Here is a 24084-nt window from a genome sequence, read left to right as displayed (position 1 = left end):
CGGCCGTCTCGGCAGCGCATCCACCCTACTGTGCGAAGCGATCACGGTGCGCCCGCGCCGCCGCCGACCTGCGCGGCGCCCCCGTCGGCGTAGCCGTTGCCCCCGCCGTCGCCGCCTTCGCCGCCGTCGCGGGGGGCGAGCGCGGTGAAGTCGCCCGTGTCGCCGAGGCGGATCAGGAAGGGCCGGGTGCGGGTGTAGCGGATGGCGGTGACGGAGCACGGGTCCACGTGGAGGCGCTGGAACAGGTCCAGGTGGAGGCCGAGGGCGTCCGCGACGAGCGCCTTGATGATGTCGCCGTGCGAGCACATCACGTACGCGGCGTCGTCTCCGTGCTCGGCCGCCACGCGCGCGTTCCAGTCCCGCACGGCGTCCACGGCGCGGGCCTGCATGGCCCGCATGGACTCGCCGCCGGGGAAGGCTGCGGCGGACGCGTGGTGCTGGACGACGTCCATGAGCGGCTCGTCGGCGAGCTCGGCGAGCTTGCGGCCGGACCAGTCGCCGTAGTCGCACTCGGTGATCCGCTCCTCCGTGTGGAGGGCCAGGCCGGGGCGGGCGGCGAGGAGCGGGGCGAGCGTCTCGCGGCAGCGCTCCAGGGGGCTGGTGACGGCCAGGGCGAGCGGGACCCCGGCGAGCCGGGCGGGCAGCGCTTCGGCCTGGGCGGCGCCGCGTTCGTCGAGGGTGACACCGGGGGTGCGGCCCGCGAGGACGCCGGCGGTGTTCGCGGTGGACCGGCCGTGCCGTACGAGGATCAACGTCGCCATGCCCGCAAGAGTAGGCGGCCGGGGGCAGGCGTGGGGCGGGTGGTCCGGGGAAGAATACGCGCCGTGATCGTGGACTGTGCCATCTACCGGGACGGGCGCCGCCGAGAGGGCCCCGCCGACATCGTCGCCGCCCTGGAGGAGGCGCGGGGGGCGGTGGACGCGTTCGTGTGGATCGGGCTGCACGAGCCGACCGCCGAGGAGTTCGACCGGGTGTCGGAGGAGTTCGGGCTGCACCCGCTGGCCGTGGAGGACGCCCTGAAGGCGCACCAGCGGCCGAAGCTGGAGGTGTACGACGACTCGCTGTTCCTGGTCCTGAAGCCGGTGCTGTACGAGCCGCAGGGCGACACGGTCACCACGGGCGAGCTGATGGTGTTCATGGGCGACTCGTTCGTGGTGACCGTCCGGCACGGCGAGGGGTCCCCGCTGGCGGCGGTGCGGCGGCGGCTGGAGTCGGAGCCGGAGGTGCTGCGGCAGGGCCCGACGTCGGTGCTGTACGCGGTGAGCGACGCCGTGGTGGACCGGTACATAGAGGTGGCGGGTGAGCTCCAGGTGGACCTGGAGGAGCTGGAGGCGGAGGTCTTCCAGCCCGCGGGGAGCGAGGCGAAGAACACGGCGTCGCGGATCTACCGGTTCAAGCGGCAGGTGCTGGAGTTCCGGCGGGCGACGGGGCCGCTGGGCGGGCCGATGGAGCGCCTGGCGGGGGCCGGGGTGCCGTACGTCAGCGAGGAGTCGCGGCCGTTCTTCCGGGATGTCAGCGACCACCTGACGCGCGCCGGTGAGCAGGTGGAGGGGCTGGACCGGCTGCTGTCGGACATCCTGTCCGCGCACCTGGCACAGATGGGCGTCCGGCAGAACGACGACATGCGGAAGATCTCCGCGTGGGCGGCGATGGCGGCGGTGCCGACGATGGTCGCGGGCGTCTACGGGATGAACTTCACGCACATGCCGGAGCTGGGGTGGGTGTGGGGCTACCCGGCGGTGGTGGGCGTGATGGCGGTCGCGGTCGTCGGCCTGTACCGGCTGTTCAAGCGGCGCGGCTGGCTGTAGGGCGGGCGCCGGGCCGGTGGACGCGCGCCGGACCGGTGGACCGGCCCCGGCGTGCGGGCACGGTCGGGGCGGGGCGTCCGGCCGGAGTATGCGCGCGGTCTTGATCCGGAGGCAGGGGGCGCCTGGTCAGAGGACGGACGCGGCCTCGGCGGGGCCGCCGAGGGCGTTGAGGCGCTCGGGCATGGAGAGCGTGACCATGCGCCGCCAGCCGCCCGCCCGCTCGTACGCGTAGAGGGCGCGGATGCCCCCCGCGAGGACGGCCGACTTGGCGCGCGGCCACTTCAGCACACGGCCCATGTGCTCCATGACGGCCAGGCTCACGTCCCGGTAGACGGCGATCTCGGCGAGGGCGCACTCGCGCAGGGTGCGCCGGATGGTCCGGGCGTGTCCGGCGCGTGCGAGGCGCAGCAGCTCCTCGTGGCAGTACGCCAGGTGGTTGTCCTCGTCGTTGCTGATCATCCGGATGGCCTTGCCGACCTCCGGGTGGTCGCCGAAGTGCCGTACGAGCATGTCCATCTGGTCGGCGGCCCGCTGCTCGGTGACGCGGCTGTGCGAGAGGTAGACGACGATGTCGTGCTCGCCGAGCGGCTCGTCGCGGCGCAGCTTCTCGTGGGCGAGGCCGATGCCGGAGCGCTCCAGGAGCATCGTGTAGTCGGTCTCCGGGGGAACGGGCACGGGGCTGAGACCGCGCTTCTTCAGCAGCCCGTCGAAGATGCGGCCGTGCTTGTCCTCGTCGGCGCCGTGCCGGGTGATCTTCGGGGCGAGGTCGCCCAGGGACGGCGGTACGAGGGCGGCGATCCTGGCGTTCTCCCAGCCTCCCTGCGCCTCCCCGCTGGCCGCGATCGAACAGAACAGCTGGAAGGCCTCGTCGCTGTCGACGATCTCCTGGAACAGGCTGCGGGCCGAGAGCATGGCTGTCACCTCCACGTGTCGGCACGAGTCAACTGCCGTGCGCGGGCGGCGGCAACAGCTCACCACCGCCGATGCGCCGAACGGGTCGGCGAACCTCGGGCGGAGCCGCCGCGGCGAGGGCGGAACCGCGCGAGGGCGTAACCGACGGGGTGGTTGGCGCGTTGTGCTGCGTGACGGCCGTGGCGGGGATGACCCCGAGCCCCCACCACGGCCGCAGGCTTGCCCGGGGCACGGCCCCGGGCGTGACGGGTCAGTCCACCAGCCCGGCGCGCTCCAGCGCTTCCGTGCCGGCGCGGAGGGCGGCGATCCGCTCGTCCAGGGTGAACCCGGCGGGGGCCAGGGTGAGGGTGGTGACACCGGCCTCCGCGTACGCCCGCATCCGGTCCGCGATCCGCTCGACGGAGCCGAGCAGCGTCGTGTCGTCGATCAGCCGGTGCGGTACGGCCGCGGCGGCGCCCGCCTTGTCGCCGGACAGGTACTTGTCCTGGATCTCGGCGGCTTCCTTCTCGTACCCCATGCGCTGGGCGAGCCGGTTGTAGAAGTTCTGCTTGCGGCTGCCCATCCCGCCGACGTACAGGGCGGTGTACGGGCGGAACGTGTCGGCGAGGGCGTTCACGTCGTCGCCGACGGCGAGCGGCACGGTCGGGCAGACGTCGAAGCCGTCCATGGTCAGCCCGGCCTTCTCGCGCCCGGCCCGGATGTGCCGCAGGGCCGTCTCCTCCAGGTGGGCGGCGGACGGGAAGATCAGCAGCGCCCCGTCGGCGATCTCGCCGGTCTGCTCCAGGTTCTTGGGGCCGATGGCGGCGATGTACAGCGGGATGTGCTCGCGCTGCGGGTGGACGGTCAGCTTGATCGGCTTGCCGGGGCCGCCGGGCAGCGGCAGCGTCCAGTGCTCGCCGTCGTGGGTGAGGCGCTCGCGGGACATGGCCTTGCGGACGATGTCGACGTACTCGCGGGTGCGGCCGAGCGGCTTGTCGAAGGTGACGCCGTACCAGCCCTCGGACACCTGCGGGCCCGACACGCCGAGGCCGAGGCGGAAGCGGCCGCCGGACAGCGAGTCGAGGGTGGCGGCCGTCATGGCGGTCATCGCCGGCTGGCGCGCCGGGATCTGCATGATGGCCGAGCCGACGTCGATGCTCTCGGTCTGGGCGGCGACCCAGGCGAGGACGGTGGGCGCGTCGGAGCCGTACGCCTCGGCGGCCCAGCACACGTCGTAGCCGAGGCGGTCCGCCTCCTGCGCGACGGCGAGGTTGTCGCCGTCCATGCCCGCCCCCCAGTAGCCGAGGTTGATGCCGAGCCGCATGCCGATCCCCTTTTACTGATCAGTAACGTGTGTGGTGTGCGGACTCTAGCGCGCGGGCGGGCGCCGCGGCAGTGGGCCTGCCGGGCGGGGTTGTCCACAGGGTCACTCGGCGTGGGCTTCCGGCCAGTAATCTCGCGGCCATGGAGCAGAGGCATCTCGGCAGCACCGGCCTGCGCGTGTCCCGGATCGGGCTGGGCACCCTGACCTGGGGGCGGGACACGGACGAGCACGAGGCGGCCGAGCAGTTGAAGGCGTTCTGGGACGCGGGCGGGACCCTCGTCGACACGGCGGACGTGTACGGCGGCGGGGAGGCCGAGTACCTGCTGGGACAGCTGATGGAACGGCTGGTGCCGCGCCGCGACCTGGTCGTCTCGACCAAGGCCGGAAGTGTGGCCGACCCGGACCCGGAGCGCCGCTTCGACGGCTCGCGCGGCCATCTGCTGGCCGCGCTCGACGCGTCGCTGGCGCGGCTCGGCACGGACCACGTGGACCTGTGGCAGGTGCACGCCTACGACCCGTGGACGCCGCTGGAGGAGACGCTCCAGGCGCTGGACATCGCGGTGACCAGCGGCCGCGCCCGGTATGTGGGCGTGGCCAACTTCTGCGGCTGGCAGCTCGCCAAGGCGGCGACGTGGCAGCTGGCCGCGCCGGGCACACGGGCGCGGCTGGCCGGTACGCAGATGGAGTACTCGCTGCTCCAGCGCGGTGTGGAGCGGGAGGTGCTGCCCGCCGCCCGGGACCTGGGCGTGGGCCTCCTGCCGTCCTCGCCGCTCGGCCGGGGCGTGCTGACCGGCAAGTACCGGGGCGGTGTCCCGGCCGGTTCGCGCGGTGCGTCGGACCACATGGCGCCGTTCGTGGAGCCGTACCTCGACGAGGCGGCGCGGCGCGTCGTGGACGCCGTGACGACGGCGGCGGACGGCCTGGCCGTGACGCCGTTGCAGGTGGCGCTCGCCTGGGTGCGGGACCGGCCGGGCGTGACGGCGCCGGTGGTGGGCGCGCGGACGGCGCGGCAGCTCACGGCGGCGTTGTCAGTGGAGAGCCTTAGTCTTCCTGACGAGATCCGCAGGGCGCTGGACGATGTGTCGGCGCCCGTGCACCGCTACCCCGACCAGGACTGGAGCACGCTGTGACCGCGCACCCCCGGGGGGAGAACCCCGGCTCCCCGGCCGCCGACCCCGCCGCCCCGCCCGTGCCCCCCGACGGCCCCGGCGCCGGACCGGACGCCGTCGGCGGGAGCGCGGGCCCCGACGCGCCGCCTCCGCCTGCCGGGACGGATTCCGCCGAGCCTGCTGCGGAGCACGCCGCGGAGGCGGACGAGTCCGCCGCGGAGGCCGCCGAGGCCGGGTCTCCGGGGGAGGCTGACGGCTCGGACGGTACGGCGTCCGGCTCGGACGGCTCGGGCGGCGCTGGGAGTGACACGGAGGGCGGTGCCGGTGACGGGGGTGGCGGCGCCGGGGCCGGGGTCTCCGAGGCGGAGGCCGAGCTCGCGGCTCAGCGGGAGCTGCGGGAGCGGATCGAGCGGCGCAAGGCGGAGCGCGGCGGCCCCATCGCGAGCGGCACCAAGCTGAGCGGGCGGGCCGCCGACCTGCTGGCGGCGGTACGGGCCGTGGAGAGCGGCGAGAAGCCGGCCGTCACCTTCCCGGAATCCCCCGCGCCCGTCGCGGCACCGCGCCGGGTCGCTCCCCCGCCGGTCGCGCCGCCCCGGGCACCGGTCGCCCCGCCCGTGCGGGCGCCGCGCGTGGCCGCGCCCGAGACGGTCGCCGCCGTACGGGCCGTGCTCGCCGAGGGCGGGGCTCCGGAGGCGCTCGCGGCGCGGGTCGCGAACGCCCTCGGGGAAACCGCCGGTGAGCTGCTGCGCGAGGACCCGTGGCGGCTCCTGGCCGTGCCGGGCGTACGGCCCGAGCAGGCGGACGGGTTCGCGCGGGCACTGCTGGGCGCCGCGTGCGTGCCGGGCGACGCGCGCCGTACGGACGCCCTCGTGGTGTGGCTGCTGGAGCGGGCCGCCCTCCAGGGGCACACGGCGCTGGACGCGGCGGCCGTACGGGCGGCCCTGGCGGAGCGTTCCGTACCGGACCCGGACGAGGCCGTGCGGCACGCCGTCGCGGAGGGCGCCGTGCTGGTCTTCCACGACGAGGACGAGGACGAGGGGCCGGAGGAGACGGACGGGGAAGCCGAAGCCGTGGGCGCCGACGACGGGAAGTCGCCGGTGCTGCTGGGGCTGGACCGGTACGCCATGGCCGAGGAGAGCCTCGCGGACGGTCTGGCGCGGCTGGCCCGCTCCGGACCCGACCCGCGCTGGGCGCAGGCCCGGCCGCAGGAGCTGGCGCGGGCGGTCGCCGCGCAGGGCCTGGTGGTGCACACGGGCGGTGAGGCGGCGCGTGCCGAGCCGGTCGCGCTGGTCGAGGCGGCGCGCGGCGCCGGGCTGCGCGCGGCCCTGGCGGTGCACAGCGAGAACGGCCGCCGCAGGCTCGGCCCCGAGGTGGACGCCGTGACGGTGGCGGCGCTGCTGTCGGGCGCCGCGGGACCGGGGCGGGACGAGGACGGGGCGTTCGCGCTCGACCTGCTGGTGGTGCTGGACGCGCCGCAGCTGGACGTGGAGACCGCGGCGATGCTGGTGGAGTCCGTGCCGGACGGCTGCCGGCTGGTGCTGAGCGGTGACCCGCACGTGCTGCCGTCGGCGGGCGCGGGCCGGGTCTTCGGAGACCTGCTGGCGGCTCGGGTGTGCCCGCAGGTGGCGTCCCGCACGCCGGACCCCGGGCCGGTCGGTGAGCTGGTGTCCGGGATCGGCGTGGGCGAGCTCCTCCAGGTGGAGGCGCCGGGCCGGGAGGTCGTCATCGTCCCGGTGCGGGACGCGGGCGAGGCGGTGCACCGGACGGTGCAGCTGGTCGCGGACTCGGTGCCGAGGGCGCTGGGCGTCCCGGTGGAGCAGACTCAGGTGATCACGGTCGGCCATGGCGGTTCGGCGGGGACGCGGGCGCTGAACGCGGCGCTGAAGCAGCGGCTGAACCCGGGGCCCGGCCGGTTCGGCGGCTTCGACCCGGGCGACCGGGTGGCGTACGCGGAGGCCCCCGGCCGCACCCTTCAGGGGACGGTCGTGTCGGCGGACGCGCAGGGGCTGCACCTGGACTGCGAGGGCCGGCCGGAGCGGGTCGTCGTGCCGAAGGAGCGCGTGGAGTCGCTGGTGCGGCACGGCTGGGCGCTCACCGCGCACCAGGCGGCAGGCGTGCGCTGGCCCGCGGCGGTCGCGGTGCTGCCGGGCGACGCGGTGGCCGGGCTGAGCCGCGCGTGGGTGTACACGGCGTTCAGCCGGGGCGAGCGGCACCTGTCGGTCGTCCACGGCGCGGACCAGGCGCTGGCCCGTGCGGTGGCCGAGCCCCCGGGCGCCGACCGTGTGACGCGGCTGCGCGGCCTGCTGGAGGCCGTTCCGGAGCCGGTGGAGGAGTAGCGGGGACGCGGCGGTGCGGGCGCGGGAGAGCCGGGCAGCCCGTCCCCGCCCGATGGTGAGCGAGCACGGCGGCTCCGCGGCCGTCGCCGGACGACGCCCACGGGGTCTTTCGTCCCTCACCAGCTCGGTGGCGCGGTGGGCACGGGAGGGCCGGGCAGCCCGACCCGTGCCCGCAGCCGGGCTCAGGGGTGCTCGTGGGAGCGGCCTGTCGGGTCCTCCTCGTACAGCTCGTCCTCGTCGAAGACGGCGCTCACGTCGAAGCGGCAGATGACGCGGCTCGGGTCGGCCTGGTCGAACGGCGTGGCGAGCCACTCCCCCGCTTCGGGCAGTTCGTCGGCGGCGGCGACCCACAGCGTGGAGTCGCCCTCCTCCAGGCCGAACTCCTTGTGGCGGGAGGCGATCTCGTCCGGCTCGTACTCGCCGAACAGCACGCCGATCGCCGCGTGGACGCTGGAGCCGACCGCGGCGGCCGTCCCGGGCACCTCGTCGTCGTCGCGCTCGGCGTCGGCGATGCGCTGGGCCTGGGCGAGCAGCCGCTGGGGTTCCGCCACCGCGTAGTCGCGGCGGATCAGTACGCTCAGCGCGTTCGGCTGGTCCGGCCCCGCGTACGGGGGCAGGGAGTCCTCGACACCGGGGATCTCGAAGGGCGTGACCTCGTCGTAGCGGTCGTAGAGCCGCTCGTCGTACGCCTCGGCCGCGGCGGCCAGGTCGTTGAACGCGGCGTAGACCGCCGGGTCGTCGTCACCGGTGCGGTTCTCGACCGCCGCCAGGTGACGGTCCAGTGCGGCTTTGACCGCCTCGGCGGCGGCACGTACCTCGGCAGCGGTGGGCTGCGCAGCATCAGACATACCGCAGACGCTATCCGTACCTGGGCCGTGCACGCACAATAGATGCGATGCCGGAATACGAATTTGTCGATGTGTACGTGCCGCGAGGGGTCTCCAGGAAGGAGGCGACGCGGCTGCTGACCGACCATGCCGAGTACGGGCACTGGGAGTTGGACCGCCTGAGCCTGCTCCGGGACGGGAGCCGCCGGGTGCGGCTGCGCAGGCGCATCATTCGTCAGGTGCGCGCCACCTGGTGAGGAACAGAGCGTGACGGAACAGGACGGAACGGAACGAGACGGAGCGGGCCCCGCGGAGTGCGGGGCCCGCTCCGTCGCGTGTACGACCGGACGCGTGGTGGTTACGCGGCGCGGGCGCGGCGGTAGAGGATCGTGCCGCCGATGAGCGCGGCGGCGCCGGCCGGGCCGAGCAGGCCGAGCGCGGAGGCACCGGTCGCGGCGAGCTGGTCGTCGTCCTGCGGGGTGGTGCCGCCCTGCGGGTCGGGCTTGTTCGGCGTGCTCGGGGTGCTGGGCTGAGCGGGCTCGCTCGGCTTGCCGGGCTTCCCTGGGGTGCTGGGCTCGCTCGGCTTGCCCGGCTTGCCCGGCTTGCCCGGCTCGCCGGGGTGGCCCGGCTCGCCCGGGTGGCCGGGGGTGGCGCCGTTGCCGCAGCCGTTGCCGAACGCCGGGTTCAGGGCGCCGACGACGTTCACGCTGTTGCCGCAGGCGTTCACCGGCACGCTGATCGGGGCCTGCACGTTGTTGCCGGAGGCGACACCCGGCGAGTTCGTCGCCGCCCCGTTCGCCTGGGCGCCGCTCGACTCGTTGACGCACTTGTTGCCGAACGCCGGGTTGAGCACGCCGACGACGTCGACGGTGTTGCCGCAGGCGTTCACCGGCACGCTGATGGGTGCCTGCACGTTGTTGCCGGACGCGACACCCGGGGAGTTGGCCGCGGCACCGTCCGCCCCGGCGCCCGTGGACGCGTGGGCGTAGCCGCCGAGGGCGAGCACGCCGCCCGCCGCCGCCACAATGGTCAGGCCTTTGCGCGTGACCTGTCGCATAGCTTGTTCCTGCCTTCTTGGCTTCCGATTGCTCCCGCGCACCTCGCGCGGCAGCCGAATGCCCACCGGCCTCGGAGCGCATGGCGCGCGCTCCGAGGCCGGCCGGGCTGGACCCGATGGGTCGAGACGCAACGTCAGGCGATGGCTCAGGCGTTGACGCAGGTGTTGCCGAAGGCGGGGTTCAGCAGGCCGATGATGTTGATCGTGTTGCCGCAGACGTTCACCGGCACGTGGATCGGAACCTGGAGCACGTTGCCCGACAGGACACCCGGGGAACCCACGGCGGCAGCGTTCGCGCCCGCGTCGGCGACGGCCATGCCCGCACCCGCCAGAACCAGACCGCCGGCGGCGGCCGCGGTGGCGACGACCTTCTTGATCATTTTTCCTCCTAGTTGGCAATGCGGTCCCAGCCGCGGACCGCATCACCTGTAACGAGGAGGAGGCAGGTGGGCTACGAGGCGGCGCCCTCGTTCACCCTTTTCGGTCAGATCTGGACACGCGGGCGATTATTGGAGGGTCGTTTCACCTGACTTTCAGCTCGCGTCGATGAAGCGGTCCAGGACCCGCGCGCCGAACTTCAGGCCGTCCACCGGCACCCGCTCGTCCACGCCGTGGAACATCCCGGCGAAGTCCAGGTCGGGCGGCAGCTGGAGCGGGGCGAAACCGAAGCAGCGGATGCCGAGGTCGTCGAAGGACTTGGCGTCGGTGCCGCCGGAGAGCATGTACGGCACGGCGCGGGCGATCGGGTCCTCCGCGCGCAGCGCCGTCTGCATGGCGTCGACGAGGTCGCCGTCGAAGCTGGTCTCCAGCGCCTTGTCGGTGTGGACGTCCTCGCGCCGCACCCGCGGCCCGAGGAGCCGGTCGAGGTCGGCGAGGAACTCCTCCTCGTACCCGGGCAGGAACCTTCCGTCGATGTGGGCGGTGGCCTGGCCGGGGATGACGTTCACCTTGTACCCGGCGCCGAGCATCGTGGGCGCCGCCGAGTTGCGGAGCGTCGCGCCGATCATCTTGGCGATGCCGCCGAGCTTCTGGAGCGTGGCCTCCATGTCGTCCGGGTCGAGCGGCGTGCCGAGCGCGTCGGACAGCTCGTCCAGGAACGACCGTACGGTCTTGGTGACCCTGACCGGCCACTGGTGGCGGCCGACGCGGCCCACGGCCTCGCACAGCTCCGTGATGGCGTTGTCCGTGTTGGTCATCGAGCCGTGCCCCGCGGTGCCGTCCACGGTGAGGCGCATCCAGTGCATGCCCTTCTGCGCCGTCTCCACCAGGTACAGCCGCAGGTCCTCGTTGACGGTCAGGGAGAAGCCGCCGACCTCGCCGATCGCCTCCGTGACCCCTTCGAACAGCTCGGGGTGCTTGTCCACCAGGAAGCGCGCGCCGTACGTGCCGCCGGCCTCCTCGTCGGCGAGGAACGCCAGGACGATGTCGCGGGGCGGCCTGCGGCCCGAGCGCATCCGGTCCCGTACGACCGCGAGGGTCATCGCGTCCATGTCCTTCATGTCCACCGCGCCCCGGCCCCAGACGCAGCCGTCGGCGATCTCCCCGGAGAACGGGTCGTGCGTCCAGTCGGCGGCGTTGGCCGGGACGACGTCGGTGTGGCCGTGGATGAGCAGGGCCGGGCGCGACGGGTCCTCGCCGGGAATCCGGACGACCGTCGACGCGCGGCCCTTGTGGGACTCGTAGATCCGGGGTTCGAGGCCCACCTCGGCGAGCTTCTCGGCGATGTACTCGGCGGCGGCCCGCTCTCCGGGGCCGGAGTGGTCGCCGTAGTTGCTCGTGTCGATACGGATGAGCTCGCTGCAGAGATCGACGACCTCGCTCTCGGCGGTGACTCCGGGGCCGGTCCTGGCCGGATTCGACTCGCTCACGCTGGTTCCTCCCGCGTCGTGCTGTCGTGGCTGCTGGTCTGGCGCCATCCTGCTACCGACCGGGCCCCGCGCCCAAGGGCGCCCCCCGGCCGGGCGTGCTCACGTCGGGGACCGGGGGCGTGATCGGGCACGCCGAATGTTTGCTATGGTTTTCCACGTCGGAACGGCCCAGGGCCGCGAGACAGACACCTTGTCCGGGTGGCGGAATGGCAGACGCGCTAGCTTGAGGTGCTAGTGCCCTTTATCGGGCGTGGGGGTTCAAGTCCCCCCTCGGACACCAGCGAAGACCCCAGTTCACCTGGGGTCTTTCTGCTGTTCGGGTCCTGCTGTGGACGTGCCGGGCATGGTCGAGCGGCTGCTGCGAGAGGCGATGAAGAACACACTGGAACCGCTGGAGCCCAAGGCCGACAAGGCGACCGTGCGGCGGCACAACCTCAGCCTGGTCCTACGGGCCGTGCACGACGAGGGCGAGGCGACGCGGGCCGGGGTGGCGGCGCGCGTGGGACTGACCCGGGCGGCGGTCTCCTCGCTGGTCGAACAACTGCTGGCGGGCGGGTTCCTCACCGAGTCGGGCAAGACGTTCAGCGGGCTGGCGGGGCGGCCGGGGACGGCGCTGCGGGTGGCGAGGACCGGCCCCGCCGGGCTCGGCGTGGAGATCAACGTCGACTACGTGTCCGTGTGCGTGGTGGATCTGGCCGGAACCGACCGGGTACGGCTCACCGAGCACCTCGACAACCGGGACGTGCCGCCCGGTGAGGTCCTGGCGCGGGCGGCGCGGATCGCGGCGCGCACGCTGGTGTCGGCGGCCGAGCAGGAGCTGCGCCCGGCGGGCGTACGGCTCGCGCTGCCGGGCCTCGTGTCGGGCGGCCGGGTGCGGCAGGCGCCGAACCTGGGCTGGAACCGGGTGGCGGCGGAGGAGCTGTTCGCCTCCGCGCTCCGGGCGCCGGGGGCGCCACCGCTGCCGGTCGGCTCGGACAACGAGGCGAACGCGGCGGCGCTGGCCGAGCTGTGGTTCGGCGGCCCGGCGGCGGGCCGGGACGGCGGCGAAGGCGGCGGGGGTGCCGACGGCGGCGGCCACGACGGGACCGGCGGCGGTGGCGGGGAGCGGGCGCGGAGCTTCCTGTACGTGTCCGGGGAGATCGGCGTGGGCGGCGCGATCGTCGTGGACGGGGAGCTGCTGCGCGGTGCGCACGGGTTCGCCGGGGAGATCGGGCACGTACCGGCGGACGCGGCGGGCCCCGAGTGCCGGTGCGGGTCGCGGGGGTGCCTGGAGCAGTACGCCGGGCAGGCCGCGCTGCTGCGGGGCGCGGGTCTCGCGCAGGACGCGGGCGGGCCGGGGGTGGCCGAGCTGGAGCGGCGCGCCGCCGACGGGGACGTACGGGCGCTGGGGGCGCTGGAGCGGGCCGGGCGGGCACTGGGACTGGTGCTGTCGGGGGCGGTGAACCTGCTGGACCCGGACGCGGTGGTGCTGGGCGGGGTGTACCGGGGACTGATGCCGTGGCTGGGTCCGGCCGTGGACGCGGAGCTGGCGCGGCGGGGCGTGTCCGGGCTGTGGACGCCGGGCGGCGGGCGGCTGCGCGGCGCCTCGTCGTCGGGGGACGCGGCGCGGGGGGCGGCGGCGCTGGTCGTACGGGACGTGATCGCCGACCCGGTGGGGTACGCCGAGCGGGCGGGCGGACGGTAACCGGGGCGGCTCCCCCCTGCGGTGCCGCCCCGGTTACGAGGGGTCAGCGGGTGGCGAGCAGGTGGTCGAGGGCCAGCTGGTCGAGGCGCTCGAAGGCCATGGAGCGCTCGGCGGCCGCGTCCGCGTCGAACTCCTCGAAGGCCGCGCGGTCGGCGAGGAGGGAGGCGAGGCCGTCCTCGGCGGTGGGGCGGGCCAGTTCGTGGAGGCGGGACGCCTTGAGCGCCTCGCGCACCTCGGGGTCGGCGCGGAAGGCGGCGGCGCGCTCCTTGAGGACGAGGTAGTTGCGCATGCAGTTCTTCGCGGACTCCCACACGCCGTCGGAGCCGTCGGTGCGGACGGGCTTGAAGTCGAAGTGGCGCGGGCCGTCGTATCCGGCGCTCTCCAGCAGGTCCACCAGCCAGAACGCCTGGCGCAGGTCGCCCGCGCCGAAGCGGAGGTCCTGGTCGTACTTGATGCCGGACTGGCCGTTGAGGTCGATGTGGAACAGCTTGCCCGCCCACAGGGCCTGGGCGATGCCGTGCGGGAAGTTGAGCCCGGCCATCTGCTCGTGGCCGGTCTCCGGGTTGACGCCGACGAGTTCGGGGCGCTCCAGGCGCTCGATGAAGGCGAGGGCGTGGCCGATGGTGGGCAGCAGGATGTCGCCGCGCGGCTCGTTGGGCTTGGGCTCCACGGCGAAGCGCAGGGAGTAGCCCTGCTCGGTGACGTACTGGCCGAGCAGGTCGAACGCCTCCTTCATCCGGTCCAGCGCCACCCGCACGTCCTTGGCGGCGCCCGACTCGGCGCCCTCCCGGCCGCCCCACGCCACATAGGTCGTGGCGCCCAGCTCGACGGCGAGGTCGATGTTGCGGATCGTCTTGCGGAGCGCGTAGCGGCGGACGTCGCGGTCGTTGGCGGTGAACGCGCCGTCCTTGAAGACGGGGTGGGTGAACAGGTTGGTGGTGGCCATCGGCACCTTCAGGCCGGTGCGGTCCAGGGCCTCGCGGAACCGCTTGACCGCCGTCTCCCGCTCGGTGTCGGAGGAGCCGTACGGGACGAGGTCGTCGTCGTGGAAGGTGACGCCGTACGCGCCGAGGGCGGGGCCCCCCCCCCCGCCAGCCCACGGTCCACAGACCGAAGGTGAACCTGTCCTCGGGGGTGGGGGTGTAGCGCTCCGGCATGGTCGTTCCCTCGGGTCGAACGATTTGTTTTCTTTGATTACTAATAGCTTAGGCGCGCTTCCCGGCCAAGAGGGCTGACCCGTAGAAGCACCCTTGAGAGGGGATTTGTTTTGTGTACGATCAAAACATGGACTCCCTAGTCATCGGCGTGGACAGCTCGACGCAGTCCACCAAGGCGGCCGTCGTGGACGCCGCGACGGGTCGGCTCCTCGCCGTGGGCCGCGCCCCGCACACCGTGACCGGCGAGGGCGGCGCCCGGGAGAGCGATCCCCTCCAGTGGTGGGACGCGCTCGGTGCCGCCGTGGCGGCCGGGCTGAAGGAGGCCGGGGCCGACCCGCGCGCGGTGACCGGGATCGCGGTCGCCGGACAGCAGCACGGGCTTGTCGCCCTGGACCGCGCCGGGCAGCCGCTGCGCCCCGCGCTGCTGTGGAACGACACGCGTTCCGCGCCCCAGGCCGCCGCGCTCACCGCCGAGCTGGGCGCCCCGGCGTGGCTGGGGCGCACCGGCTCCGTACCGGTGGCGTCCATGACGGCCGCCAAGTGGCGCTGGCTGCGGGAGAACGAGCCGCGCACCGCCGAAGCCGCCGCCGCCGTGCGCCTCCCCCACGACTACCTCACCGAGCGGCTCACCGGGACGGCCGTCACCGACCCGGGCGACGCCTCCGGGACGTGCTGGTACTCCACGGCGACCGGGGCGTACGACACGGAACTGCTCGACCTGCTCGCACTCGACCGGGCGCTGCTGCCGGAGGTGGCCCCCTCGGGCGGTACGCGCGTCGGGACGCTCACCGCGGGGGCGGCCGGGGCGCTGGGGCTGCCCGGCGGGATCGCCGTGGCCGCCGGGACGGGCGACAACATGGCCGCCGCCGTCGGCCTGGGCCTCGGCGCGGCGGGGCTGCTCGACCACCCGGCCGTGTCCCTCGGCACGTCCGGCACCGTGTTCGCGGCGACCCGTACGCGGCCCGCGACGGCGGCCCTCGCCGGGTTCGCCGCCGCCGACGGGCACGGCACGTACCTGCCGCTGGGCTGCACCCTCAACTGCACGCTCGCCGTCGACCGGATCGCCGCGCTGCTCGGACTTGACCGGGAGGACGCGGTGCCGGGCGGGGAGGCCGTCGTCCTGCCGTACCTCGACGGTGAGCGCACTCCCGACCTGCCGGGCGCCTCCGGCCTGATGACCGGGCTGCGCCACACGACCACCCCCGCACAGCTGCTGGGCGCCGCCTACGAGGGCGCCGTGTTCGCGCTGCTGCGCGCCCTGGACGCGCTGCCCGGCGGGGCCGGGGGCGACGCGCCGCTGCGGCTCGTCGGCGGCGGGGCGCGCGGGCGCGCGTGGGTGGAGACGGTGCGGCGGCTGTCCGGGCGGGCCGTCGTCATCCCCCGTACGACCGAACTCGTCGCCGTCGGGGCCGCCGCGCTGGCGGCCGGGGCGGCGGGCGGGGGCGACCCGGTGGCCGTCGCGGCCGGGTGGCGGACCGGTGAGGGCGAGACGCTGCCGGCCGTCGCCGCCGACCGTGAAACCCTGGACCGGATCGCCGCCGTACTCGACCGGGCAACCGCTCTCCTCACCACACAGGGACACCGATGAAGTTCACCGACGGCTTCTGGCTGATGCGTGACGGGGTCCGCGCCTCGTACGCGACCGAGGTGCGCGATCTGCACGTCAGCGCCGACCACTTCACCGCGTACGCGGCGGTCAGGCGGGTCGAGCACCGGGGCCACACGCTCAACTCGCCGCTGCTGACCGTGGAGTGCTTCTCCCCCGCCGAGGGGGTGATCGGCGTGCGCGCCACCCACCACGCGGGGAAGGCCCACCGGGGGCCGGAGTTCGCGCTGCCCGGCGCCACCGGCACGGGCGGCGGGTCCGGGGCCTCGGGCGGGGGTGCGGGCGGCGGGGGCTTCGCGCGGACCCGGCGGGACGGCTCGGTGACCGAGCTGACCAGCGGCCCGCTGACCGTACGGCTCGACCGGGACGGGCCGTGGGGGCTCACGTTCCTGGACGCTGACGGGCGGCGGCTCACCGAAGTCGGACCGAAGGGCACCGCGTTCGTCGTGGACGCGGACGGGGCGCACCACATGGTGGCGCAGCTCGCACTGGCCGTCGGCGAGAACGTGTACGGCCTCGGGGAGCGCTTCACCCCGTTCGTGAAGAACGGCCAGAGCGTGGACATCTGGCAGGCCGACGGCGGCACCAGCAGCGAACAGGCGTACAAGAACGTGCCCTTCCACCTGTCGTCACGGGGGTACGGGGTCTTCGTCAACCACCCGGGCCGGGTGTCGTACGAGGTGGGCTCCGAGTCGGTGGGGCAGGTGCAGTTCAGCGTCGAGGACCAGACGCTGGAGTACTACGTGGTGGCCGGGCCGACGCCGAAGGAGGTCCTGAACCGCTACACGGCGCTGACGGGCCGCCCGGCGCTCCCGCCCGCCTGGTCGTTCGGGCTGTGGCTGACCACGTCGTTCTGCACCTCGTACGACGAGGAGACCGTCACGTCGTTCGTCGACGGGATGGCGGAGCGGAAGATCCCGCTGTCGGTGTTCCACTTCGACTGCTTCTGGATGCGCGAGTACCAGTGGTCGGACTTCCAGTGGGACCCGGAGACCTTCCCCGACCCGGCGGGCATGCTGGCGCGGCTCAAGCAGCGCGGGCTGCGGGTGAGCATGTGGATCAACCCGTACATCGGGCAGAAGTCCACGCTGTTCGCGGAGGGAGCGGCGCTCGGGCATCTGGTGCGGCGGCCGAACGGCGACATCTGGCAGTGGGACCTGTGGCAGGCCGGGATGGCGCTGGTGGACTTCACCAGTCCGGCGGCGCGCGCCTGGTACCAGGAGAAGCTGCAGGTCCTGCTCGACCAGGGCGTGGACTGCTTCAAGACGGACTTCGGGGAGCGCGTCCCGACCGACGTGGTCTGGCACGACGGCTCCGATCCGGAGCGGATGCACAACTACTACACCCACCTGTACAACCAGTGCGTGTTCGAGCTGCTGGAGCGGGAGCGCGGGCGAGGGGAGGCGGTGCTGTTCGCGCGGTCCGCGACGGCGGGCGGCCAGCAGTACCCGGTCCACTGGGGCGGCGACTGCTTCGCGTCGTTCGAGGCGATGGCGGAGTCGCTGCGCGGCGGTCTCTCGCTGGGGCTGTCCGGGTTCGGGTTCTGGAGCCATGACATCGGCGGGTTCGAGGGGACGCCGGAGCCCGCGGTGTTCAAGCGGTGGCTGGCGTTCGGGCTGCTGTCGTCGCACAGTCGGCTGCACGGGAACATGTCGTACCGGGTGCCGTGGGAGTTCGGCGACGAGGCGGTGGACGTCGCGCGGCAGTTCACGGAGCTGAAGCACCGGCTGATGCCGTACCTGTACGGGGCGGCGGTGGAGGCGCACCGGACCGGGGTGCCGCTGATGCGGCCCATGCTGGTGGAGTTCCCCGGCGATCCGGGGTGCCGGACCCTGGACCGGCAGTACATGCTCGGGCCGGATCTGCTGGTGGCGCCGGTGTTCTCGGCGGACGGGGAGGTCGAGTTCTACCTGCCGGCCGGGACGTGGACGCATCTGCTGACCGGGGAGCGGGTGACGGGGCCGGGGTGGCGGCGGGAACGGCACGGGTACGACAGCCTGCCGCTGTACGTGCGGCCCGGGGCGGTGCTGCCGCTGGGAGCGGACGACCAGCGGCCCGACGGGGACTGGCTGGAAGGTCTGACCCTGCTGGTCCAGCCCGACGCGGACGGGGTGACGGTGGTGGTGCCGGATCGCTCCGGGGCGGAGGCGGGGCGGTTCTCCGTGGTGCGGGGTGAGGGCGGGGCGGTGCGGGTGGTCTCGGCCGGGGGTGCCGGGGAGTTCCGTGTGCGGGTGGTGGGCGGGGGCGCTGGGCGTGGTGTGCGGGAGGTCGTGGTACCTGCGCGGTGACCCCGAGCGCCCGTGCGGGGGGGGGGCTGGTCTTGCGGGGCGGGCTGGTCTTGCGGGGTGAGCCCTGTGCCCCGGTGCCTGGCGCGCCCCGGCTGCCCTGTAATGGGGGGTGCGGCCTTGCGGGGCCGCTTCCGCTGTGGGCAGCTGGTCCTCCCCCAAGGGCTTCGTCCAGGGGGGGACCCCCAGGGCGATGGGGGTCCCCTCTGGTCGAGCGAAGCCGAGACCTTGGGGGAGGGTGGGCACAGCGGACCTGCGGGATGGCGCCGTCCAACGCCTCACGTACAGGTGGGGGCCCTCCGGGCGGGGCACCCATGGTGCCGACCCTCCCGGCGGGGCACCCGTCCTGCCCCTGGCGAGCCAGCTGTCCACAACCGTCTGGGACCCTGGCGGGCCAGTTGCCACAGCTGGTTGTGCGTCGCCGCCACACCGCGAGGCGCGGGGCGCCCCGCGGTGTGGCCGCCCCCCCGGAGGGTCTCGGCTTCAGCCGGGGGGCTTCCGTGGTCCTGTGGGACGCCTGCTGGGACCGGTTGACTGGTACCGGGCCGTGCGGGAGCCAGAAGTGGGGGGTCGGTTAGGTTGGGGGGATGGGGCGTCGTGGGCGTGGGGGTGTCGGGCCGTTGGGGCAGCGGGACGGGGTGGACGCTGTTCGGGTGCGGTTGCCCGTCGGGCGGTGGGCGACCCTGCGGGAGCACCTGACCGAGCGGTACGGGCACGTCATCGGGGTGGACCGGGTGGATGCCATGCTCGCCGACGGGGCGTTCGTCGGGGCCGACGGGCGGGCCGTGGCGGGCGACGAGCCGTACGCGGCCGGGCGGACCCTGTGGTTCCACCGGGAGTTCCCGCCCGAGGAGCCGGTGCCGTTCGAGGTGGGGGTCGTCCACCGCGACGAGCGGATCGTCGTGGCGGACAAGCCGCACTTCCTGGCCACCACCCCGCGCGGCCGCCATGTGACCGAGACGGCCCTCGCCCGGCTGCGGCGGGGCCTGGGACTGCCGCACCTCCAGCCCGCGCACCGGCTGGACCGGCTGACCGCCGGTCTTGTGCTGTTCGTCGTACGGCCCGAGGACCGGGGCGCGTACCAGACGCTGTTCCGAGACCGGCGGGTCCGCAAGGAGTACGAGGCGCTCGCCCCGTACGACCCGGACCTGGCGCTGCCGGTGACCGTGCGGAGCCACATCGTCAAGGAGCGCGGGGTCGTCGCCGCGTACGAGGTGCCCGGCGCCGAGCCGAACAGCGAGAGCCGCATCGAACTGGTCGAGCGGCGGGGCGGCCTCGCCCGGTACCGGCTCGTCCCGGAGACGGGCCGCACCCATCAGCTGCGCGTCCACATGAGCGCGCTGGGCGTGCCGATCCTGGACGACCCGCTGTATCCGGTGGTCCGGGAGGACGGGCCCGAGGACTACGCGCGCCCGCTGCGGCTGCTGGCGCGCGTCCTGGAGTTCACCGACCCGTACGACGGCTCACCCGTGCGGTTCGAGAGCCGGCTGGGGCTCGCGTGGCCGCCCGGGTGAGCCGTGGAGGCGTACGGGACGAGCCGTGCGGGGTTCAGTCCTCGCGCCCCGCCGCCAGCGCCGCCACCCGCTTGCGGACCAGGAACCAGCCGCCCACCAGCAGCGCGGCGATCAGCGGGACGCACGCCACGGTGGTGCGGCCGACACCGCCGCCCCACCACATCAGGAACAGCACCGACGCCAGGAACAGCAGTGTGACGATCTGCGTGTACGGGGCCCACGGCAGCCGGTAGGCGGGCCGGGTGACCTTGCCCTCCTTGGCGCGCCACCAGAACACCAGCGAGCAGAGCATGATCATGCCCCAGGTGCCGATGATGCCGATCGACGCGAAGTTGAGCACCAGCTCGAACGCCTCGCCCGGCATCAGGTAGTTGAGGCCCACGCCGAGGACGCCGAACCCGGCGGTGAGGAGGATGCCGCCGTACGGGACCTGGCCCCGGTTCATCCGGGCGGTGAACCTCGGCGCCGAACCGGCCATCGCCATCGAGCGCAGGATGCGGCCGGTGGAGTACAGGCCCGAGTTGAGGCTGGACAGCGCGGCCGTGAGGACGACGAAGTTCATCACATGGGACGCGCCTGCCACGCCGAGCTCGTCGAAGACGGTGACGAAGGGGCTCTGGTCGCCGGAGTAGGCGGTGTACGGGAGCAGCCACGCCAGGAGAACGACCGAGCCGACGTAGAACAGGCCCACGCGCCACATGATCGAGTTGATGGCCCGGGGCATGACCTTCTCGGGCTCCTCGGTCTCGCCCGCGGCGACACCGCACAGCTCGACCGAGGCGTACGCGAAGACGACGCCCTGGACGACGAGCAGCAGCGGGAGCATGCCGAGCGGGAAGATTCCGCCGTTGTCGGTGATCGTGTGGAGGCCGGGGGTGTGGCCGCCGACGTCGTGGGAGGTGGCGACGAGGAAGATGCCGACGCACATGAAGATCACCAGGGCGGCGACCTTGACGATGGCGAACCAGAACTCCATCTCGCCGAAGTACTTCACCGAGATCAGGTTCGCGGCGAGGACGATCGCGAGCGCGATGAGCGCCAGGACCCACTGGTCGATGTCGCTGAACATCGACCAGAAGTGGGCGTAGGTGGCGGCGGCGGTGATGTCCGCGACGGCGGTGGTGGACCAGTTGAGGAAGTACAGCCACCCGGCCGTGTAGGCGCCCTTCTCGCCCATGAACTCACGGGCGTAGCTGACGAACGCGCCGGACGAGGTGCGGTAGAGGACCAGCTCGCCGAGGGCGCGGACGACGAAGAAGGCGAAGACGCCGCAGACCGCGTACGCGATGGCGAGGGACGGTCCGGCGCCCGCCAGGCGGCCGCCCGCACCGAGGAAGAGACCGGTGCCGATCGCTCCGCCGATGGCGATCATGCTGACGTGCCGGGACTTGAGGTCCTTGCTGTAGCCGATGTCACCGGCGTCGACGGGGGGCGCGTCCGGGCGTGCCGGGGCGGCGGTGTCCGGGGCGGGGCCCGCGGACAGCGTGCGGTCGCTCATGGAGAGGGGTTCGCCTTTGTGAGGGGAGCATCGTGCGGTGCGCCGCTCTGCGCCTGGTGACGGGGTGGGTCGTCCGGCGGCGGGCACGCGGGACATCGTCACAGCAGAGGGGGCCGTTGGCTGTGGCTGATGTCACAGAAAAGGGGCGTAGGGGTAGATCTGAGGCGTTTTTGAGGTTACGCGCCGGTATGCGGGGCGGGGTCGGCGGGGCGCTCGGCGCCGGGGGCGAGGACGTCGAGTTCCCGGAGGGCGCCGAGCGCGATCTGCCGGGTCAGCTCCTCCGCGCGGACCGCGTCCCGCTCCCGTACGGCCTCCGCGACCTGGACGTGGAGCGTGACGGCGGCCGGGTCGGGGTCGTCGAACATGACGTGGTGGTGGGTGCGGCCGGTGAGGACCTCCGCCACGACGTCGCCGAGGCGGGCGAACATCTCGTTGCCGGAGGCGTTGAGGACGACCCGGTGGAAGGCGACGTCGTGCACGAGGTACGCCTCCAGCCGACGGCCGCGTGAGGTGGCGACCATGCCGAGGGCCTCCTCGGTGAGGGCGCGGCACTGCTCGGGCGTGGCGTGCAGCGCGGCGAGTCCGGCGGCGACCGGTTCGACCGCCGAGCGCAGGACGGTGAGCGAGCGGAGCTGGCGGGGGCGGTCGGTGCCGGCGAGCCGCCAGCGGATGACCTGGGGGTCGTACACGTTCCACCGCTCGGTCGGCAGGACGGTCACGCCGACGCGTCGGCGTGAGGCGACCAGGTGCATGGACTCCAGGACGCGGACCACCTCGCGCACGACCGTGCGGGAGACGTCGAACCGCTGGGCCAGGTCGTCGGTGCGCAGGACGCTGCCGGGCGGGTACTCCCCCGCGGTGATCGCGAGACCCAGGGCGTCCAGCACATGCGTATGGAGCCCCTGGGCCTGAGTCGTCATGGGGGCAAGCCTATGCGCCGCGGAAGACGGAGAACAAAAAGTACGACTATTACGTCACAGGGACTTGAATACGTCGTACCCAATGGGTTTCAGTGTTCCGACGCCGCACGCGGTGTCGCACAGCTCAGACCTGGACAGTGAGGCACTCAGCCATGAACAAGCCCCTGGTCGTCGTGGTGATGGGGGTCGCCGGGACCGGCAAGACCACCATCGGACCGCTGGTCGCCGAACGGCTCGGCGTGCCGTACGCGGAGGGCGACGACTTCCACCCCCCGGCGAACATCGCCAAGATGTCGGCCGGTGTCCCGCTGGACGACACGGACCGGTGGCCGTGGCTCGACGCGATCGGCCGGTGGGCCGGGGGGCGCGCGAGGCTCGGCGGGGTGGTGAGCAGCTCGGCGCTGAAGCGCGCGTACCGGGACCGGCTGCGGGCGGCCGCGCCCGGCGTGGTGTTCCTGCACCTGACCGGCGACCGGGCACTCATCGAGGAGCGGATGGCGGCGCGGCGCGGCCACTTCATGCCGACGGCGCTGCTCGACTCGCAGTTCGCGACGCTCCAGCCGCTCGGCGAGGACGAGGCGGGGGTGGCCGTCGATGTCTCCGGTTCGCCGGAGGAGATCACCGACCGGGCCGTGGCCGCGCTGACCCGCACGTTCCCCTGATCCTCTCCCCCCGTCTCCCTTTCCCTTCCTGATCCCGCTCCCCCTCTTCCTGATCCCCCTCCCCGATCCCCCTCTCCCAAGGACTCACCGTGACCAGACTCAGCGTGGAGATGCTGGCAGCGGACGCCGCCGAACCGATCACCTCGGCGGGCGACGCCCGGCTGGGCATCGCCGTGCTCGCCGGCATCGCCCTCATCGTCGTCCTCATCACCCGGTTCAAACTGCACGCCTTCCTCGCCCTGACGATCGGTTCGCTGGCGCTGGGCGTCTTCGCGGGGGCGCCGCTCGACAAGACCCTCTCGTCGTTCACCGGCGGCCTCGGCTCGACGGTCGCCGGGGTGGGTGTGCTCGTCGCGCTCGGCGCGATCCTCGGCAAGCTCCTCGCCGACTCGGGCGGCGCCGACCAGATCGTGGACACGATCCTGGCGCGGGCGAGCGGGCGGGCCATGCCGTGGGCGATGGTCCTGATCGCCTCCGTGATCGGCCTGCCGCTGTTCTTCGAGGTCGGCATCGTGCTGCTGATCCCGGTCGTGCTGATGGTCGCCAAGCGCGGCAACTACTCGCTGATGCGGATCGGCATCCCGGCGCTGGCCGGCCTGTCCGTGATGCACGGTCTGATCCCGCCGCACCCCGGCCCGCTGGTCGCCATCGACGCGCTCGGCGCGGACCTGGGCATCACGCTCGCGCTGGGCCTCCTCGTCGCCATACCGACCGTGATCATCGCGGGGCCGCTGTTCTCCCGGTACGCCGCCCGCTGGGTGGACATCCCCGCGCCCGACGGCATGCTGCCGCAGCGGACCACGGAGGACGCGGGGCCGGTGAAGCGGCCCGGGTTCGGGGTCACCGTCGCCACCGTGCTGCTGCCGGTCGTGCTGATGATGGTCAAGGCGCTCGTGGACATCGTCGTGGACGACCCGTCCCACGGCGTCCAGCGGGTCACGGACATCATCGGCTCGCCGCTGATCGCGCTGCTCGCGGCCGTGCTCGTCGGGCTGTTCACGCTGGGCCGCGCGGCCGGGTTCACCCAGGACCGGATCTCCCGCACGGTGGAGAAGTCGCTGGCGCCCATCGCCGGTGTGCTGCTGATCGTCGGCGCGGGCGGCGGCTTCAAGACCACGCTGATCGACATCGGCGTGGGCCGGATGATCCTCGACCTGTCGGAGAACTGGGCGATTCCCGCCCTGCTGCTCGGCTGGCTGATCGCGGTGGCGATCCGCCTCGCGACCGGTTCCGCGACCGTGGCGACGATCTCCGCGGCCGGTCTGGTCGCGCCGCTCGCCGCCGACATGTCCGCCTCCCACGCGGCGCTGCTGGTGCTGGCGATCGGCGCCGGGTCGCTGTTCTTCAGCCACGTCAACGACGCCGGGTTCTGGCTGGTGAAGGAGTACTTCGGCATGGACGTCGGCCAGACGGTCAAGACCTGGTCGGTGATGGAGACGATCATCTCGGTCGTCGGCATCGTGTTCGTGCTGCTGCTGTCGCTGGTGTTGTAGGGCGACGCCGCCCGACCGGGCCGGGGCGCCTTCTGATCGGAGTGC

At 73.6% G+C, this 24084-nt stretch carries 19 protein-coding genes, 1 tRNA gene and 1 pseudogene; 11 read left to right on the top strand and 10 right to left on the bottom strand.

The window, feature by feature from the left end; genetic code table 11:
* Window positions 1-41 precede the first annotated feature (41 nt).
* A complete protein-coding gene (locus J116_RS23300) occupies window positions 42-761 on the bottom strand; it encodes a histidine phosphatase family protein (RefSeq protein WP_023589496.1) in 720 nt (239 codons plus the stop codon).
* Window positions 762-815: 54 nt separating this feature from the next.
* On the opposite strand from J116_RS23300, the gene corA reads away from it, so the two are divergent.
* Window positions 816-1808 (top strand): magnesium/cobalt transporter CorA, encoded by a 993-nt coding sequence (gene corA / locus J116_RS23295; protein ID WP_028964442.1) that lies wholly within the window; start codon window positions 816-818, stop codon window positions 1806-1808.
* A gap of 126 nt (window positions 1809-1934) precedes the next feature.
* Here the strand turns inward: corA and J116_RS23290 are convergent, their stop codons facing one another.
* Window positions 1935-2720 (bottom strand): hypothetical protein, encoded by a 786-nt coding sequence (locus J116_RS23290; protein ID WP_023589494.1) that lies wholly within the window; start codon window positions 2718-2720, stop codon window positions 1935-1937.
* A 250-nt stretch (window positions 2721-2970) separates the two neighbouring features.
* Window positions 2971-4023: an LLM class F420-dependent oxidoreductase gene (locus J116_RS23285; RefSeq protein WP_023589493.1), complete on the bottom strand. Its 1053-nt coding sequence runs from the start codon at window positions 4021-4023 to the stop codon at window positions 2971-2973.
* A 140-nt stretch (window positions 4024-4163) separates the two neighbouring features.
* Between J116_RS23285 and J116_RS23280 the strand changes: the two genes are divergently transcribed.
* Together J116_RS23280 and J116_RS23275 are read left to right on the top strand one after the other, a co-directional pair.
* Window positions 4164-5153: an aldo/keto reductase gene (locus tag J116_RS23280; protein WP_023589492.1), complete on the top strand. Its 990-nt coding sequence runs from the start codon at window positions 4164-4166 to the stop codon at window positions 5151-5153.
* Complete coding sequence (locus J116_RS23275; protein WP_023589491.1) at window positions 5150-7468, top strand: helix-hairpin-helix domain-containing protein; 2319 nt, start codon at window positions 5150-5152, stop codon at window positions 7466-7468. Before J116_RS23280 ends, J116_RS23275 begins: the two co-directional genes overlap by 4 nt.
* Before the next feature lie 182 nt (window positions 7469-7650).
* Here the strand turns inward: J116_RS23275 and J116_RS23270 are convergent, their stop codons facing one another.
* Window positions 7651-8316, bottom strand: a complete 666-nt coding sequence (locus J116_RS23270; RefSeq protein ID WP_023589490.1) for a hypothetical protein — start codon at window positions 8314-8316, stop codon at window positions 7651-7653.
* Window positions 8317-8363: 47 nt separating this feature from the next.
* Between J116_RS23270 and J116_RS23265 the strand changes: the two genes are divergently transcribed.
* Complete coding sequence (locus J116_RS23265; RefSeq protein ID WP_014671721.1) at window positions 8364-8552, top strand: DUF5703 family protein; 189 nt, start codon at window positions 8364-8366, stop codon at window positions 8550-8552.
* A 101-nt stretch (window positions 8553-8653) separates the two neighbouring features.
* On the opposite strand, the gene J116_RS23260 is transcribed toward J116_RS23265, so the two are convergent.
* From J116_RS23260 to J116_RS23250, 3 genes are all read right to left on the bottom strand, one after another.
* Window positions 8654-9352 carry a chaplin gene (locus J116_RS23260; RefSeq protein WP_023589489.1) on the bottom strand — a complete coding sequence of 233 codons (699 nt, stop codon included), beginning with the start codon at window positions 9350-9352 and terminating at the stop codon, window positions 8654-8656.
* Window positions 9353-9498: 146 nt separating this feature from the next.
* Window positions 9499-9732 (bottom strand): chaplin, encoded by a 234-nt coding sequence (locus J116_RS23255; protein WP_023589488.1) that lies wholly within the window; start codon window positions 9730-9732, stop codon window positions 9499-9501.
* Window positions 9733-9885: 153 nt separating this feature from the next.
* Complete coding sequence (locus J116_RS23250) at window positions 9886-11220, bottom strand: M20/M25/M40 family metallo-hydrolase (RefSeq protein WP_023589487.1); 1335 nt, start codon at window positions 11218-11220, stop codon at window positions 9886-9888.
* A gap of 192 nt (window positions 11221-11412) precedes the next feature.
* Here J116_RS23250 and J116_RS23245 point away from each other — a divergent pair.
* Window positions 11413-11500: transfer RNA gene (locus J116_RS23245), tRNA-Leu, on the top strand.
* 90 nt (window positions 11501-11590) lie between these two features.
* Window positions 11591-12904: an ROK family transcriptional regulator gene (locus J116_RS23240; RefSeq protein ID WP_028964441.1), complete on the top strand. Its 1314-nt coding sequence runs from the start codon at window positions 11591-11593 to the stop codon at window positions 12902-12904.
* 43 nt (window positions 12905-12947) lie between these two features.
* Here the strand turns inward: J116_RS23240 and xylA are convergent.
* Window positions 12948-14061 (bottom strand): annotated as a pseudogene (gene xylA, locus J116_RS23235) (xylose isomerase).
* A gap of 127 nt (window positions 14062-14188) precedes the next feature.
* On the opposite strand from xylA, the gene xylB reads away from it, so the two are divergent.
* From xylB to J116_RS23220, 3 genes are all read left to right on the top strand, one after another.
* On the top strand, window positions 14189-15649 hold the full coding sequence (gene xylB / locus J116_RS23230; RefSeq protein WP_023589485.1) for a xylulokinase: 1461 nt from the start codon (window positions 14189-14191) through the stop codon (window positions 15647-15649).
* On the top strand, window positions 15646-17955 hold the full coding sequence (yicI, locus tag J116_RS23225; RefSeq protein WP_023589484.1) for an alpha-xylosidase: 2310 nt from the start codon (window positions 15646-15648) through the stop codon (window positions 17953-17955). The genes xylB and yicI overlap by 4 nt, the downstream gene beginning before the upstream one ends.
* 584 nt (window positions 17956-18539) lie before the next feature.
* Entirely contained in the window at window positions 18540-19466 is a 927-nt protein-coding gene (locus J116_RS23220) for a pseudouridine synthase (protein WP_028964439.1), read from the top strand.
* 34 nt (window positions 19467-19500) lie between these two features.
* Here J116_RS23220 and J116_RS23215 read toward each other — a convergent pair whose 3' ends face one another.
* Together J116_RS23215 and J116_RS23210 are read right to left on the bottom strand one after the other, a co-directional pair.
* The gene (locus J116_RS23215; protein WP_023589482.1) at window positions 19501-20964 is read right to left on the bottom strand and encodes an amino acid permease; all 1464 of its coding nucleotides are present in this window, start codon (window positions 20962-20964) and stop codon (window positions 19501-19503) included.
* A gap of 176 nt (window positions 20965-21140) precedes the next feature.
* Complete coding sequence (locus J116_RS23210; protein WP_023589481.1) at window positions 21141-21884, bottom strand: FadR/GntR family transcriptional regulator; 744 nt, start codon at window positions 21882-21884, stop codon at window positions 21141-21143.
* A gap of 152 nt (window positions 21885-22036) precedes the next feature.
* Here J116_RS23210 and J116_RS23205 point away from each other — a divergent pair, with 152 nt between their 5' ends.
* Together J116_RS23205 and J116_RS23200 are read left to right on the top strand one after the other, a co-directional pair.
* The gene (locus tag J116_RS23205; RefSeq protein ID WP_023589480.1) at window positions 22037-22546 is read left to right on the top strand and encodes a gluconokinase; all 510 of its coding nucleotides are present in this window, start codon (window positions 22037-22039) and stop codon (window positions 22544-22546) included.
* Window positions 22547-22635: 89 nt separating this feature from the next.
* Window positions 22636-24039: a GntP family permease gene (locus J116_RS23200; protein WP_023589479.1), complete on the top strand. Its 1404-nt coding sequence runs from the start codon at window positions 22636-22638 to the stop codon at window positions 24037-24039.
* The last annotated feature ends 45 nt before the right edge of the window (window positions 24040-24084 follow it).

It is taken from the genome of Streptomyces thermolilacinus SPC6 (assembly GCF_000478605.2).
Classification (GTDB): domain Bacteria; phylum Actinomycetota; class Actinomycetes; order Streptomycetales; family Streptomycetaceae; genus Streptomyces; species Streptomyces thermolilacinus.
Note: the sequence above shows the minus strand (reverse complement) of the source record. Positions and strands in the feature narration are given on the sequence as shown.